This window comes from Mycobacterium paraffinicum (genome assembly GCF_001907675.1).
GTDB classification, from domain to species: domain Bacteria; phylum Actinomycetota; class Actinomycetes; order Mycobacteriales; family Mycobacteriaceae; genus Mycobacterium; species Mycobacterium paraffinicum_A.
This window is the reverse complement of sequence record NZ_MPNT01000019.1, coordinates 38,158-53,905: the sequence shown is the minus strand read 5'-3', so window position 1 is coordinate 53,905 and position 15,748 is coordinate 38,158. Positions and strand designations below refer to the sequence as shown.

Genomic DNA, 15,748 nt, shown 5'->3' with positions numbered 1-15,748 from the left:
CCGATCACGCGGCGCAACCGTGGGTGCTCAACTAGCCAGACTGCGAGGGAATCGCTGGCAGTCATGCGATCACCGATGCGGTGCTATCGAATGCGCGTGCCTGCTCTTCGGTTGGCGCGCCGAAAAATTGAACGCGTGCGGGACGTCCAAGTTCGTCGACTAAGAATCCCTCGCCGAGTCGGGCACGATCGACCGCCCCGGCCTCGGTGGCGTAGCCGCCCCATTCCCCGCGATCAGAGAACACGTCTTCATCAGCGGTGGAGCCAGGACTGGTGTCCTCGCTTAGTGCGCTGACAAGCTCTGGATACATTTCTGGGTCGATGCGCGCCCACTTCAGTGTCGCGTAGGCCAGTTCAGGGTCTTGAACACGAAAGATCCATTTTTGTGTGACAAACTCATCCCCCATGCGGGCAAGGTCCCTGAAATCCTGTGTGATGAACCAGATTCCACTCGCGTGCTTACGGCCCCGCCGAGTGAATTTGTGCGCAATGCGTGCCGTGGTGGGAAAGGCAAGCAGTTCGGCGCACTCCTCGAAGATCATGACGTCGAATACGTCGAGGCGGTCGAACATGTATCGCTGCTCTAGCTCAATGAGCAGGCCATAGATAGCCATTCCGGCGCGCTGGGTCCCCGACAGTTTCGCGTAGAGATCGGCGTTGGTGAGATCCTCGGTGCTGGGCAAGCCCAGGTTGCCGGTCAGGTAGACCGTGGCCGGGGAGTCTTCTGGCCGGTAGGGCGGCAAGTGGTCATCGAAAAGCCCGGGAAAATCCTCCTGGGCTGTTTCTAAGCGCAGCAGCAACTCGTCGTTGTCGGCGTCCGGCTGTGAACGCAGATAGTCCAGCAGTGTGCGGTGGCTCGTAATCCCTTGCCTGGCCCGGGTTTCCGGTCGCACCAAACGTCGGTAACGCTTGGCAAGCAGGCTGTCATAAGACAGCCCAATCCAGGGCAGGATGTGCGAGGCCGCGATGCGCCCTGCCAGGTGCGCTGGGAAGATCACCAGCGGGTCATACAAGTACTGCGGCGTTGTCGGGTCGATGAACCGTACACCCTCGATGGGTGTGAGGGCCTGCTTCCATTCAGCGATTGTGTCTGGCTCGAACACCACAACGCGTCCGCCACGCAGGATCAGTTCATACGCCGAGAGTTTGGTGCGGTTGGACTTCCCGCCGCCGGGATCGCCGACGACGGCCAGCCCGGTGTTCTTGTTTCGGCGCGCAGTTCCCTCGGGATCGTGAAGGATGATCGCCGGTCGCATCGTGGTCTGGTCGATGGCCAGCGCACTGCCCTTGACGTTGCCCACGCGGCCCGAAATCAGCGGCAAGAACAGCGACCACTTATGTGCGCTGGTGGGATTGCGAAATTCATCGAGCGGGCAGGTGTTTTCACTTCCGGTATTGAATGCCTTCCACAGCAACGCCTGGGCGCCACGGTGGCGTTTGACAGCGATGCCGACTGTGTCAAGCTCCTGGCGGACCTGTTTGACCGCATCCTCCAAGACCCGCGGTGAGTCGGCACCGACCGCAATCATCACCGTGTGGTCAAGCTCGCGTTCGGCGGGATTGCCGTTCAGATGCGATGTGTAGGCCCGCGTGCGCGCTAGCTTCCTTGGCAATTCGTCGTTTTCAGCTCCGCGGTGACCACGCTGACGCATCTGGTCTTTGATGTTTTTGGTGTAGCGGAAATTGCGGGCTTGCGCATCCTGGGGTGTGCGAATGTAAATATGTTGGGTCCACTCAATACTGGCCTGGGTGTTCACGTTGAGCAGCGCATTCAGATACGAAGCGCGTGGAAAGGCCAGGCCTGTCTCCGGGAAGTGCTCGACGGTCAAAAACGACTGGTAGCTCGATCTGCAGGTGGGCTCGTGGGGATCATAGACGCGAACCAAGGCTTTGAAACTGGGTCGCCACCATGGCCGCCCGGCGTTGTCGCCTTCATCGAAAGCGATGGTAGGGAAATCGTGAGCGCTCAGTGAGGACGGCCCCGTGCTGGCCGCTGGCATCGGCTCATGGATGACGCCGAGCATGGCGCGATGTCGCCGATACCAATGGATTTGCGCTGGACTAGCCGCGCGAACGTGAAACTCATCAGGTAGGGCACCACAGATCTGGCGGGCAACACTGGCGTAGTGCTGAATCGATGTGCTTGAGTCTTTGTCACGCCCGCTGACCCAGTCCCAAGCCCGCCTGCCCTGTCCGAGCGGTGTGCGTCCCGCGGTGCCAGCATCGACTGGCACCGTTAGCCAAAACCGTGGGCGCACGGGACCGCGATATCCCTTGGTGATCCACTTGTTCGCTTGGGCGATAGTTGGGACCCAGTGCTTGCACTGCCCAATCCATGTCGACTTGTTGGTGTGCGGACCCACCATTGCCCGCATGATGGCGTTTTGGTCCTCGGCGACCAGCAACCCGCGCACTTGCGAGCCTGAGGGCAGGTAGCGCCCCAAGTTCCGCGTCAGCCTGGCGGCTCGCCGGCGCGCGTCAAGCGAGCGCATATTGACCGACAAACCATCGATCAAGAATTCGGCATAGACGCCTCCGCCGGTGAAGACCAGATTGTCCTCGACACGTTCAGGAGGGTCAAAACTGGAGTCAACACGCAGCTTCCTCTCAGCGGCACGAGGCTGCGAGGTGATCAGGTGAGGTGGCCGAATAGTGTTGCGGGCAAAAACGAGACGTGCTGAAAGAGATGGACGTCCCTTGGGCAAAAGTAGCCGCATCAGCCCAACGGTCACCACACAGAGCACCACCCCGCCGGCGAGGACCGGAAGCGTGGTTCCGGCGGGCTGGCTGTCGACCCATAGCAGCGTGGGACCCGCGATCGCGGCAATGGCCACCCATTCCACCCCGCGGTAGGGCCCGCCGGGCCATTCCTGCCCGGGAGCGGCTTCCCCGATCTGGATGTCGATGTCGCGGATGCCCGACCACGCTTCGGCCTTGTCGACGGGCCGTGGTGGGGCAACTGGGCCGGTGGTCACCATCCGCGGGTATTGGAGTGGCCAACGCTGCCGGGCAGGTGCTCAAATTCCTGGTTACCGCGCTGATACAGCCCGACGATGTGGGCTACGACAACTGCAAGAGCCACCCCGCCGGCGATTGCCGACAATCCGGCACCGGTGCCGCGCTTCCAATGGTCTCTCATACCGCGCACGATGCCGCTGCCCAGGAAGTATGTGCCGCCGACTGCGACGATGATGTAAAGCACTTCGTGGCTCATGTTGATCACGCCGGCCCCGGCAGCCACATTTGTCGTGTGGGTAGCCAACGTCTGTAATGTTAGCTGTCTAATCATGATCAATCCCTCTTTCTCTCAACGTGAGTGATGGTCAGTGCGGTGCTACCGCCGTGGTGGGCACCGGTGTCGGTGTCGCGTCAGCCAACAGCGGGATCGCGTCGATCTGGGCAACAAACCAGGTGCCGCCCACCGAACGCAGCGTCAGGGAATAAGACAGCGATACGAGGGTGTAATCGGATCGGCGCGCCGAAACATCGATGTGCGTGGCTAATTCGTTGTTATCGGAGGGAGCATCGGGTGGAGTGTTGTCGGCCTGAGCAGCAGTCACTGTGGCCGAGGAGTACGACCCTACGGCTGTGATGCCCGAGTCGGTGGTGATAAACCGTTCCAGTCCACCCGAGGTGGTTAAAAACGACGTCGCAAACCCAGACAGCATCGTAAAAAGTGGGCTGTTGGCAGCGATTGGTGCTGAATAGCCCAGCGGCACATAGGCTCCCGGAGGCGGCATATCGACTCTGCTGATCCGATCAAGAGCCTGAATGCCCATATCCCGGTATACCGCCACCGGCAGCTGGTAGAAAGCCGTCGTCGGCGGCGCCGACGGGTAGGGCAGTTCGTCGATTTGAACCTTCACGCTATAGAGCACGATGTCGTTGGAAGAGGTCTTGCGCTTAGATGCCCACGCCGCCGGGTTCGACACCGTCATCGACGATGTCGTGGGCAACTCGTACTTTTGTCCCCCGGGAAAGCAGCGTGTCAAATTCGAAGCACCCGAGGTGGTTCCGACAAGTAGCCCTTTCACGCAATTCACGGCGAAAGCCTTCACGGGATCGGTCTCGTTGATCACGTCGCGGGCCACCGCCGCCACTGGTGCTGGTTCAGGGGGAAAGACAAACCCCCACAGCAGGGCGATACCGTTGATGGACGAACTGGCCACAAGAATCACAAGAGCGACCCGGCCGGCGCTGTGGCCCAGCACCGTGATGCGCTTCTTCCATACGTTGCTGATTCTCACCACATCGTCCTCATGTCGCCTGGTGCCCAATGACTTTGATGCTCGACACCGCGAAGGTTCCATCACTGGGATCGGTGTCGTGTCCCGACCCAAAGCCGGTCGGGTCAGGCCCGTTGGTCGGTTCCGGGCCGGTGGCCGGGGTGGGCCCACCCAGGATTCCGCCGAACGGTCCGCCGTCTGGGGCCGACACGCTGGGCTGGGGGGCTGCGACCGGACGGCTGGTGTGCCGAATGATCACAGTGATTTTTGAGGCGCTGATCCCGGGAATCAGTTTGACCGCTTCGCCGTGAGCATTGCCGGTGTCCTGGTCGACGACCGTGTGCGCAGTGTCATTGAACTGCCACTGCAGCAACGTGACCACCCGATGCTGTAGCCATGGGTCACCGCCGGACCCCTGGGCCGCAGCAGTATCCCCCGGCACGATACTGACCGCCGTGATCACGTAAGCGCGTTCGATTCCGGCGGGCCCGAGCGTGATATAGAGCGGTTGTCCATCCGTATGCCGCACGCAGATCCACGGCGATGGCTTGTCGGGATCGGCAATCGATTTCGCCGAAGTTGAGGCGCCCGCCGGGCAGTCGGCTGAGGCGGTAAACGGCAGTGGGTGATCGCCGCCATCAGCAGGAGTCGGCGCTGGTGCTGCCGCCATTGTCGGTGCGGGGCCCGATTTGACTGCGTGCTGGCGCAGACTCGGCGAAGGGTTGTCGGGACCTGAGAGTGTGACGCCCAGCGTGGTTATCACCGTTGCCAACAACACGACGCCAGCGAACGCGCCGAGTACCCACGGCGTAAATCGGCGCGTACGCCGCTCCGCCTCGTGATCTAAATCAGCGTCGGCACCGGGGCTTTCGTTTTCTGCCGAGTCGGTGTGGTCGTCGCCGTCGGAAACGAACGCACCCGCAAAGGCGTCGGCACTTTGATCCTCGCCGAAGGGTGCGGCGTCGTTGTCGCTGATCGCGCCATCATCATCGGGATGCTCGTCGGCTGACTCCCCGGCCGCGCCGCTGTCGAGGGTGTCTTGGTCGTGTTCTGCATCGGCGTCGAGATTCACCCCAATCTGACGCAGCCATTGCTGATCAGAAACCGAGCTCACGGCCGCCGCCGCCCCGAACGGTGCCCGCTAGCCCGGCGCGGCGTGAATTTGCGCCGGTGATGGTAGGTGGCCGGCAAACGCTGCACACGCGGCAATGCCGTCGCCGAAACCTTGACATAGCCGTCGTCGCGGTCAGAGGCCAAGCCGGTGTCCTCACCGCGCACCACATACATGCGTTCGCGATGAGCAATTACCGGCGGCAGCGGTGTGGATGGCGCCGCCTGCGGTGGGCCTTGGGGAGCGGTCCGGCTCCAGTCCTGCTTAAGACGCTCCTCGTCGGCCGCCCCTCGGGCGCGGTGTGCGCCTATTAGCTTGGCCGCTCCCCACAAGCACGCCGCCGCGACCAGCAACGGAGCGAGTTTGATGAGCAGTTCGACGATCGCCAACACGATCGCGGCGATGACTGTCATCAGCACTGCGGCCGTCGCCACAAGCCCCTTCATCGCGGTGTCCCTTCGTCGTCTCGGCGCCGCTAAATCGGGTGGGCGCCTATGCACGCAACCGTAAGCGGTAATAGGCAAGGTTGTCCACATGGTTAGACGATAATGGTTGCGTTTAGGTAGTTTTGTGGGCGTGATTGCACCTAATGATGGGCCAGCGCGACTCGACTACTTCGTCTCTGAACGGCTGGCGGTCCTGCACATGTCCCGTGTCGAACTGGCCCGCCGCGGCGGACCCAACCGCTCGACACTGCACAAATCCAGTAACGGCTCACGCACCATGTCGCTGGCCACGCTGGCCCGACTCGATGAGGCGCTCGGGTGGGCCCACGGGTCGTCAAGGGCGATCCTTGACGGCGGGGTCCCAGCCACACCACCGCCCCAAGACACCCACGTACACACCGTTTTGCACGCCGTCGAAGGCCTCGTCGAGCAATGCCACTCAATCTTGGCCGACGCCCGTCAGCTGCTCACCGAACTCCTGACAAGCCGGGACCCGGCCGAGCATGCCCGCTGACATTTTCGACGACCAACGCCGAGCATGGATAGCCGCACACGCTGGGATATTTGTCTTCCAAAAGCGTCGCGCCGAGCTGCTCGCCAAAAAGATTCGCGCTCGCACACGCAGCCATGTTGGTGCCCGACCCGACCCACACGACGACGTCGTCGCCCTGCCACTACCGATGCGCTCCGCCACCTCAGCCAGCGGATCATTTGAAGTCGCACTGGTGCTAACCTGTGCGGCCATCGCGCCGCTGGGCTGGTTGGCCGGCAAACTCGCCTACGGACTAATCGTCACGCTCATCCCCGAGCGGCTCCGCGCTTACCCGATACCGGCACTGCTCTGGGGCGCCGCGCTCGCAGCGCTGCCCTTGCCGTTCTATAACCCCTCCCCTAGTCTCTGGGGCGAGCTGATCATCCCCTGGCTTCTAACACAACTGCCCGCAACCCTGCTCACCGCAGCCGTCTGCGGGGTCCTCGAAGGCTGGCTAGCCGTGGAAGGATCCAGCGACTGGTGGCCACTGACACCCCAAGCTGTCGAGGTTGACGACGACCTCATTCTCGGGCCGACGCTGCCCATCACCACCGTCTTAGATCCACTCCCCGAACCGGGCTCCGCCCGCCGCATACCGCCATCCCTGCACGCGCGCCGGCGAACCCCACCACCTATCCACTGGGTCCCCATCCTTGGCGGGACTGCGGTCATCGCAGCGATCTCCATCTGGTGTCTCATTTGCGCAATCAGCGTCCTGTTCGGCTCCACCAACCAGCACCTCGACACGGTCAGCTCCCGGTCAACCTCGATGCAGCTATTCGCGAACTGAGTTCGCTGCTCGGGGCCAACTCTGGCGCGCTGATGCCTACACCGCTTTGCAAAAATTGGGGTGTGAGCGGGGGGTGGCGGCACAGATACGGTTCAAGGTATGGATCGGGGTACGACCGTAGACGCAGTTGTGCATCGGGTGTTAGCCGCGCTCGAGCGAGCTGGCCAGGTTTGTGACACGCCGCCGGGTTCGCAGTCGCTCGAGGCGATGCGGCAACAGATCATTGCCATGCTCAGCGATCCGCCGTGGTATCTCAACACCTCGGCCGGGCAAGTGCTGTTCTTGAAGATCCTGCGTCAAATCGCCTCAGACGCAAGCGATATCGTGAAAAACACGCGTCAGGACCCAGGGTCATGTGAGGGCAACATTCGTCGGTAGGTCCGCAGCTGGAGTGCTACTGCGGACACGGCCAGCGTCGAGAAACGCTTGATCGCGTCGACAGCAAATTAGTTGCAGCACAGGCAGATTACACGGTGCAGCTACCCGGAGCTGCCCAGCGGTCGCACTTGGGAAGCTGGACGCGAGCACCGAGACCAATGCGTCAGTCATAGATTGCGCCCGTCGCGGCAACCGCCCGTCAACCCCACTGCGCCTTTTTGATTCGCCGCTGAACCGCCTGGTCGAACAGAGCCAGGAACTCGGTCCAGTCTGGAATATGAACTCGCTCGCCAGCCGTGCCGCGCTGCAACAGCTGGGCTTCTTCCCGGCTTTGGGGAAGCAGTTCCTGCCAACCGATCGCCTGGCCGAATTGCGACGATTGGCCCCGACTCCCCCCTGTGGGCTCATAGGCTTCGGTACGTCGGGTTGTCTCTCCCAGCCAATGTGAGGCCTGTTCGAGCAAATGGCGCTCGTGAGCTCCATACATGATCAGCGTGCCCGGAAACATCTCCCGCAGCGCTTCAGCGTACTTGGACCCAAATACAACGTCGAAATGCGCCGACGCCTGCACCGTCGCCAAGATGTTGACACCCAGTCCCGCTGACTCCCCCACGTAGGTCAACAGATCCGGCAACGGACATGAGTTACATACCTCGTCGAGTTCCAGCAGCAGCGGATGCGTCAGTTGATGATTGGCCATCTTGCGGCGGAAATGACGCACGATGGAATCGATCAGAGCCACCGCGGCTCCGGCGACCGAGCCGGTGTTCGGGGCGATCACAAACAATGTGGCGTCCGGCTCATCAAGCATGTGGACGTCGAATGACTCCACAGCGACACGTTCGACCGCGCTCAAGTACGGTGCTCCCTCGTCGGCGCTCAAACCCAAGCGCAGCCACGGTGTTACGGCCTTGGACACCGTGATCTTGATGCTGTCACGCAGCCGGGAATCCATCCCGGCGATAACAGAATACAGCGGGGCCGCGAGTTTCGGTTGTTCGCAAAGCCCGTAAGCGGTCAGCCACGACGGGCGTCCGAGCTCGGGGATGGGTTGGTCGCCGCCGGTTTCGTCGATACCGAAATCCTGCACGGCATCGAGCACCCAGGGCATTCCCAAACTGTTGCCCTGCGGGCTGGCCGCGTACAGCAGGCATGCCAACGGCGGTGCGGCCTGACTTTCCCAAAGCCCGCCCGCAGCAACAGCGTTGCCGCCCGATGCGCCACTGAAACCCACGCCCGAGGTCGCGAGCATGGTCTCAGCAACGGTCAGTGCTTCATGGGCGCTGGCGATCGTGCGGGTCGGGTCGGTGACCATACGCCTAACCCCGGCCGGCCATACCTCAGTGTGCTCAGGCCGCAGATCAATCACACCGGTAATCCCGATATTGCGTCGTGTTAGAACAAGCTCTGCCAGGTCGGGTTTCGACGACACCAAAACTTCCGGCCCAGGATGCACGAGCGCCGCCGGGGCCAAAATCCTGCGTGTTTTACCCGTACGTGTTGGTGCGCTTACCAGAATGTGAGGTGCTGTCTCCGCACGCACGGCAACGTTTTGGCGATTGTAGGTGAGGCCGCAGTACGGGGTGTACGGTTCGTTGACCACTACGTCATCATGGGCGCCACTGGCCGCGAACGTCTATCAAAGCAGCGACATTCGCGATCGCCGGACGTAGGTCACTGCGGCGGAAGCTTCGGGTTTACACCGCCGCTGCCGAGTGGAGCGCCGTCGCCAGTATCCGGTTCACCGTTGTGTGGTGCAGCTTGAGTTCCTCTGAGATTTCACCCGGCTTTTGCCCGTCAGCGTGGCGGCGCAGCACAGCGTCAATGATTTCTGCAGGCTGCTTGGTTCTTTTCGATGCCATCACTGTGCGTACGGCGTGTTCATGACGCTCTCGCGGGGGCACAGCGGCGTCCACTCTTGGAACCGATGACAGCGACCGGTCCGGCTCGACCGCCACCATGGCCCTATCACGCTCACCTGCTGAGGACCCAGCGACTGGCAGAGGTGTCGCCGACAGGGACACCGGGACGTCCTCCTCGACGAGGGCCGGCGGCGCCTCGGCGCGGCTGTGTAGGAGCCGGGTCAGGGCTACCAGCGCAACGGTGGCCTGCGCGGTCGTGACGTCAATGATCAGCGGCCACAACCATGCCAAGCTTGGGCGGATACCGCACCGGATAGCCAAGCTGCACAACGCATCAAATGACAGGCGAAACGCACCGGCCCCCAGTAACAGCGTCATGATCACCGCCGCCCAGAACGTCAAGGTGGGCCGGCGGTGCACCTTGATGAGCAGCGAGAGCCCTTCCGTGGACCCGAGCAATACCAGAGGTGGGGCCGTGGCCACCGCGGCCGCCAGCGCCGGGGCGACGTGATCGGCCTGCACGATCGCGTGTAACGCGTTGCCAGCGATCGAGGCCGCGCTTGCTCCTATCAACACCACCCAAAAGAAACGCACTGCGCGCCGGTGGGTTTTCGGATCGGTATCGGCGGGAGTGCTGCGGGCGCTATCGCAAGCCATACCCGCAATCGTGCACTCCCACCCCGGTATTCGTCTACCAAAGTCAGCCACATTGGGAGGATCGATTACCGCAGATAAGCATCCTCGTTGCGGAATGTCACAGACCTCAACGTGGTGCGAAAACGCTGTGTTTTCACGGTGATTCGCTCGCCCCGCTGTTCGATACGGATATCGGGTGCAGCGCTGGCGGGCACATCGCCGACCGTGATCGATGTGCGCGCGGGTGGGTAGTTGTTGACGCGACCATTGTGTACCACCATCGTCGGAGGACGTGGCGGCTGGGCTGTGACGTCGCGCGTCGTCCAGATCCGTGGGGAAGCAGACGTCATTGTCCAACGCCCAGTGGGGTCGTAAACGGCGACCTGTTCGCCTGCTGCGGCCGCCCGGCGAATCAGCCGTTTCACCGCCTGGTCATCATCGGCGTGCAGAGCAATTCGGGTGGGGGCCGCGGGATCTGATATCGGCATCAACAGCATAGCGTCTCGCAGTTCACCCAGCAGAACACCCGATGCGCCGGCTACGACAGCTGTGTTGAGTTCGGTAGTTACTGGCGTTGATGGCAACCTCAGCCGCCTGCACCCAGGCAAGGTCAGCGCCAACGCTTCCCACTGTCGGCCCGCCATCGGGTTGAGCACCAGCCGCGGCGAGCTGGCAAGCGGTTGCACGGTGGTCAACCGGACGAGGGCTGAAGCCCGCACGCCGGCAGGATCGCTGCGCAACGCGATCACCAGGGTCGTGTGGTCGCTCTGGTAGGCCCACACGTCGTCGAGTTGAGCAGAGCGCACGTCACTGGCGCTGAAGAAATACGCTGTGACATAGGCCTTCCCGCCGCGCTGCAGATTCGTCCAGCGGTCCTGGTAAGAAGCTGTCGCGTTTTCGGGCCCACCCAGGCTGGCCGCTACCGCGTCGTTCATCTGCGCTGCGGTCAAAAGCCTTGCACGACAGTTTGTTTGGCACAGCGCTCTGGTGATGCGCTGAGAAGCCGCCACCGCCGCGCCGATCGTGTCTCGCCGCCACAGCAGTCCAGGCAGAATGCGGTCGCTGCGCGTATCGAAGCGGACTACCAACGTCACGCTACGCTGACCGGCCGCCGGCAGCCCCCGTAGCGCCGCTTCATACAGTTCGGCATAGTTGTCTCTGGCTGTGCGGCTGCCCTCGCAGATGATGTCGACATCAACACTCAACCCGCAGCGCTGCATCTCTTGTGCGATTACGCTAATCGGCACGGTATTAAGTGTTTTGGTGTGGTCGGCGTGCAATAGGGTGGGGATGTAAGGCTTGCCCAGCACAGTGATCATCGTGGACACGGTGTGCCCGTCGATCACAACACCGACTGTGTGCTCGTTGAGGGTGACATCGACCGGTTGAGGCAGCTGGAGTCTGCGCACCCGGCGGCGCGTCCAGGACATGGCCCGCCACGCCCACTGCCACACGGTGCGCTCCCGGAAGGTCAGCACACAGATCACCAGTCCGGTCGCGGCGCCGCTGGCGACGGCGATCGGCCACGAATCCAGCGTGGCGCTCAGTGCCAGCGCAACCAGACCTGCGACCACTTCGCCGGTGACCACGGCGCGGGGTGCGATACGGGCCGAGACAAACCGTTGCTTCATCAGATTCGCTCCCTGCGACGCGAGACGGTCAGGCCCACAGCAAGTCCCAATACGCTGACGACGGCGAGACCGGTGATGGCCATCGCGACCCAGCCCGGACGTGCGTCGCGTGGCGGGGGCGGGGCCGGCACTTTCAACTGGGCGCGCTGAACCCCGGGGGCAAACGTCTCACCCGGCGGCACATCCCAGGTCAGCGCCGCAACGGGGTCCACAGTTCCATAACCGACCACGTTGTCACGTCCACCAGCGGGAGGGTGCGCGGTGGCCTCTAACCGGTGGATCACTTGATGGGCTGTCAGGTTGGGAAATTTGGCCCGCACCAAAGCCGCCACTCCCCCGACGAACGCCGAGCTAAACGAGCTACCAGCGATAGGGTGCAGCTTGTCGTCATCGACTGAACCGTTGATCACCTGCCCGCTCGTCGACAGCCCCACGATGTCGGCTCCCGGCGCAGCCAGTCCTACCCACGGGCCGTGCAATGAGGCGGCGTCGCCGCTGGCGGGAACGCCGGTCGAATCGGTGGCCGACACCGCCAACGCGTAGTCGCTAAACCATGCTGGGGTGGCGATCGTTTTGACTGACGACCACCCCCGAGTGGGATCACCCGGTAATGGGTCCGGGTTTTGCCCATTGCAGCCCTGGGCATGAACGTTGCCCGCCGCGGTCACGATCACCACGTCGCGGTCAACCGCGGCATAGTGGACCGCGTCGGCCAAGGCGCTTTGATCCTGGGGCTTGGCTGTCGAGATGCACGACACCACACTGATGTTGATCACTTTGACGCCCAGATTCGCCGCGTGCACGATCGCGCGAGCCAACGAATTGATGTCACCGGCGCGGCGAACATCCTCGGGGTTGTCGACCACGCCGGGATCAACCAGGCCGAAAGTCTGCGCGGTCTGGCGAATCGACAGCAGCACCGCGTCTGGGGCGATGCCGATCAGCCCGTCTGGACCACCACCGGGCGACGGTTCCAGCGGCGCCGGCCCGCGAGCGTGGCCGAGAGTAACCGGAGACGGCGGCATACCCACCCATGATGGCTCGTCGGGCGGCGGCGGCGGCGGCGGTGGTGGCGGCGGCGGCGCCACCGTTTGGGTCACCGTGACCGTCGGCGGAGGCGGTGGCGGTGGAATCGCGCGCGGCGGCGGAGCCCCGGCCGGCGGGGCCGCAGGCGCCGCCCACGCCGGCTTGGGGACCAGTGCGAGCCCTGAAGGCGCCGCCCCAATCAGTGAAGCCACTACTGTGCCGTGCCCGTCGCAATCCGATAAGCCGTCGCCAAACGGGCCCATGACATAGTCCCCGCCAGAAACTAGGTGCGGCAGCCGAGGTTGTGCAGCCACGCCGGTATCGATAACCCCGACGACCACGCCAACACCGGTGGATTCTTTCCACGCTTCTGGCATGTTCATCAGCTGCAGCGCCGCGGGCAACTCACGCAAATCACTGCCGGGCAACACGCCGGTTGTTGTGCACGCCGCGATCTGGCGCATCGGCTGATCCGGCCCGGGTGCGGGATCGGGCGGGGGTGGCCCAGGCGGCACCACCGGGGGATCAATCGCGCCGGCCACGCCGCCAGATACGGCAACCAGTGCTGCGGCGAGCCCGATCGCGCCCAGCGTACTCACGGCTTTAATCATCAGCCGTGGACCGCATTTCGTACCACCCACAGCAGATTCAGCAGCCAGATCGCCCATGGCACAACGAAAATCAGCAGAATGTACTCGCTGACTTCGACGGCGCGGTTTACCGGTGCGCTGATCCGCGCATTGGGCACCACCAGCGCTCCAAGCAGGCCCGCCCCGGCCAACATTAGCGCTGCGCCAACACATATCAGGGTGACAACCGGCGAAGCCGGGTTGGGAGCGCTTGCGTATCGTCCGATCACCACCGCTACCGCGACGACCGCACCAACGGCCAGCATCACCGATTGATTGCGATCAACAAACGAGCGCGCCCGGAGCAGAAAGATTGCGCAAATCCCCAACGTGAATGCCAAAAACCGCCACCCGCCGCCAGTTTCGGGCATCACTGCATAGCGCGCGGCCGCCACCAACACCACAGCGCCGCCAGCCAGCAGACCCGTCACGATGGCGGTGCCGCGCCGAGCCCACGTCGCGATCTGCTCAACGGTTTCATTGCCCGGACGCTCCACCGGCGACACCGTGTTTAGGGCAGCGCCTTCTCGAGTCTCAAACACCCCCCGGTTAGTGACCGAAGGAAACCATGGCCCGGGCACTCCGGCCCCCACGATCCCGATGCTGGTTGCAAACGTCACTAGCACCAGGTCCGCTACCAAGAAGACGACCGCCAGATGCGCTGGCAGCACTCGCCAACCGCTGGCGTGGATCGCCGCCACCGCGCCCGCAGATAACCCGACCACAGCCATCCCCGCAAACACAGTCAGATAGCGGCCGGTCAGCATCGTCAATGCCGCCACGCCGGCCAACACGGTGGCCGTCGCGGCCACCACATGCCAGCCACCGGGTGGTCCCGGCACCGACATCGCCGCGCCTGCACCGGCGCAAATCAGCGCCGACCACACCAGGAAGTCCGCCGATCGGCGTCGCTGCTCATCTCGTGCCCGCGTCGCCGCCCTCGCCGACACCAAGAAAACGGCGGCTAATCCCCACGACACCGCCGCGGGCAGCCAGCCGTGCTGTTGCCACCACAACTGCGCCAACATCACCTCGGCCCACGCGACCAGCGCTGCGAAAAGCCCCCCGGCTATCCGACGCGCGACCGTGACATCGACTGTGGCGAACTGCTGGCGTGCTGAACGAGCCAGCGCCGTCGACACCTCCTCAATGACAGGTGCGAAGCGTTCGGTGGCGTCAGTAGGCAAGAGACACAACAAGTCCCCGTCGTAGACACGGCTGTCATCAAGGGATCGCTGCGGATCGAGCGGAGTGGCGTCTGCACGGCACAGTTGAAAGGTCAACGTGTCATCAAGAGGTGCCCGCCCGCGATCTTTGAGAATCGCATTGACCCGCGGGATGAGGTCCTCGATCACCGCAATCAACGCCACCCCAGCAGGCAGGACGTAATCGATGAGCGTGTCATCCCCGACCAGCAAATGAACCTTGCACAGCCGAGGGACTTCCGGCGCCTGTTGTGCGGAATTGGCGGTGGTCATCGGGCATCGGCCGCTGTCGAGAACCCTGCCGCCAATGCGGCGGCGGTCTTAAGCACCGCCCTGGCGGTCTTAGGGTTGACCCTTCGAAGGTCCAACTCGCCCGCCGAGGCGATGTGGGGGTCAAAGGGTACCTCGATAATGCGATCGTTTTTGACCCAGCTCCCGAAATGCTCCCTGAGTGTGGCGACCAGTTTGGCCGCCTCCTTACGATCCTTCCGATTGCGCGCCGGGCGAATGTGGTTGATCACCAACACTGTTCGCGACAGCAACTGGTGATAGCCTTCGTCGCGCAACCACTCGAAATTGGTGCTCGCGCCTTCGGCGCCGTCCGGGACGGCCGAGGCCACCATCAACACCGCATCGGCGCGCTCGAACACACCCTTCATCACCTCGTGTTCGAGATCGACACCGCAGTCAACGAAAAGCACACTGTAGAACCGTTGTAGACGCATATGGCCCTTGCTGAACTCATCAGCGGTCAACCCCTCCCCGCGAGCGCCTCCATGGCGCGGGGAAGCCACAACGTCTAAACCAACTTGGTTGTGGCCCGTCAAGGCCCCAACATCGGCGTAGCGATGAAGATTAAGGTCGTCGTTAATCGCACGCAGCGATGACGCCTTGGGATCCACCCGAGCCGCCAAATTTGCGGCCTGTGCCGGATCGGCGTCGACAGCGACCACTTGGTCGTTACGATTGCGTGCAAACTCACTGGCGGTCGCGACAGTCATCGCGGTCTTGCCCGAACCGCCCTTGCCACCAAGCACCACGACGGTATAAGTGCCACGCAAATTGGCCCCGATCGCAGCCTTGAGGCCACGCACTGTGCGCTCGTCGCTGGACTCACCGACGTTAATCAGCCCACCAGAAACCTTGAGCAACGCCCTGCGCCACCCCTTGGATGGCGCCTCCTTGTGTGGGGCAATCAAGTCCGTGGCGCGCAGGTGCTCTCGCAGCGCGTCCGAAGACCGTGGCGTGCCCGCGGTGCGAGGCGACGGTTGGGGTGT

14 protein-coding genes are annotated in these 15,748 nt (G+C 63.2%); 3 read left to right on the top strand and 11 right to left on the bottom strand.

Annotated elements, in window-relative coordinates:
• Positions 1-61: 61 nt before the first annotated feature.
• From BRW65_RS19780 to BRW65_RS19760, 5 genes are all read right to left on the bottom strand, one after another.
• On the bottom strand, positions 62-2,977 hold the full coding sequence (locus BRW65_RS19780) for an ATP-binding protein (protein WP_244168144.1): 2,916 nt from the start codon (positions 2,975-2,977) through the stop codon (positions 62-64).
• Positions 2,971-3,261, bottom strand: coding sequence for a hypothetical protein (locus tag BRW65_RS19775; protein ID WP_225325409.1), 291 nt, complete (start codon positions 3,259-3,261; stop codon positions 2,971-2,973). The genes BRW65_RS19780 and BRW65_RS19775 overlap by 7 nt, the downstream gene beginning before the upstream one ends.
• A 61-nt stretch (positions 3,262-3,322) precedes the next feature.
• A complete protein-coding gene (locus BRW65_RS19770) occupies positions 3,323-4,246 on the bottom strand; it encodes a conjugal transfer protein (RefSeq protein WP_073877513.1) in 924 nt (307 codons plus the stop codon).
• A 10-nt stretch (positions 4,247-4,256) separates the two neighbouring features.
• The gene (locus BRW65_RS19765; protein WP_046182038.1) at positions 4,257-5,339 is read right to left on the bottom strand and encodes a hypothetical protein; all 1,083 of its coding nucleotides are present in this window, start codon (positions 5,337-5,339) and stop codon (positions 4,257-4,259) included.
• Positions 5,336-5,782, bottom strand: coding sequence for a hypothetical protein (locus tag BRW65_RS19760; RefSeq protein ID WP_007172165.1), 447 nt, complete (start codon positions 5,780-5,782; stop codon positions 5,336-5,338). The genes BRW65_RS19765 and BRW65_RS19760 overlap by 4 nt, the downstream gene beginning before the upstream one ends.
• Before the next feature lie 130 nt (positions 5,783-5,912).
• Between BRW65_RS19760 and BRW65_RS19755 the strand changes: the two genes are divergently transcribed.
• From BRW65_RS19755 to BRW65_RS19745, 3 genes are all read left to right on the top strand, one after another.
• Entirely contained in the window at positions 5,913-6,296 is a 384-nt protein-coding gene (locus BRW65_RS19755) for a helix-turn-helix domain-containing protein (RefSeq protein ID WP_073877511.1), read from the top strand.
• Positions 6,286-7,104: a hypothetical protein gene (locus BRW65_RS19750; RefSeq protein WP_007172163.1), complete on the top strand. Its 819-nt coding sequence runs from the start codon at positions 6,286-6,288 to the stop codon at positions 7,102-7,104. The genes BRW65_RS19755 and BRW65_RS19750 overlap by 11 nt, the downstream gene beginning before the upstream one ends.
• A 99-nt stretch (positions 7,105-7,203) precedes the next feature.
• Positions 7,204-7,482, top strand: a complete 279-nt coding sequence (locus tag BRW65_RS19745; protein WP_007172162.1) for a hypothetical protein — start codon at positions 7,204-7,206, stop codon at positions 7,480-7,482.
• 199 nt (positions 7,483-7,681) lie between these two features.
• Here BRW65_RS19745 and BRW65_RS19740 read toward each other — a convergent pair whose 3' ends face one another.
• From BRW65_RS19740 to BRW65_RS31815, 6 genes are all read right to left on the bottom strand, one after another.
• Complete coding sequence (locus BRW65_RS19740; protein WP_040624275.1) at positions 7,682-9,085, bottom strand: type IV secretory system conjugative DNA transfer family protein; 1,404 nt, start codon at positions 9,083-9,085, stop codon at positions 7,682-7,684.
• 94 nt (positions 9,086-9,179) lie between these two features.
• Positions 9,180-10,052 (bottom strand): DUF2637 domain-containing protein, encoded by an 873-nt coding sequence (locus BRW65_RS19735; RefSeq protein ID WP_139273185.1) that lies wholly within the window; start codon positions 10,050-10,052, stop codon positions 9,180-9,182.
• Positions 10,053-10,066: 14 nt separating this feature from the next.
• Positions 10,067-11,611, bottom strand: a complete 1,545-nt coding sequence (gene eccE / locus BRW65_RS19730; protein ID WP_007172159.1) for a type VII secretion protein EccE — start codon at positions 11,609-11,611, stop codon at positions 10,067-10,069.
• Complete coding sequence (locus BRW65_RS19725) at positions 11,611-13,248, bottom strand: S8 family serine peptidase (protein ID WP_040624272.1); 1,638 nt, start codon at positions 13,246-13,248, stop codon at positions 11,611-11,613. Before BRW65_RS19725 ends, eccE begins: the two co-directional genes overlap by 1 nt.
• Positions 13,248-14,744, bottom strand: a complete 1,497-nt coding sequence (eccD, locus tag BRW65_RS19720; protein ID WP_073877502.1) for a type VII secretion integral membrane protein EccD — start codon at positions 14,742-14,744, stop codon at positions 13,248-13,250. Before eccD ends, BRW65_RS19725 begins: the two co-directional genes overlap by 1 nt.
• Complete coding sequence (locus tag BRW65_RS31815) at positions 14,741-15,622, bottom strand: MinD/ParA family ATP-binding protein (protein ID WP_007172156.1); 882 nt, start codon at positions 15,620-15,622, stop codon at positions 14,741-14,743. The genes eccD and BRW65_RS31815 overlap by 4 nt, the downstream gene beginning before the upstream one ends.
• Between the last annotated feature and the right edge of the window lie 126 nt (positions 15,623-15,748).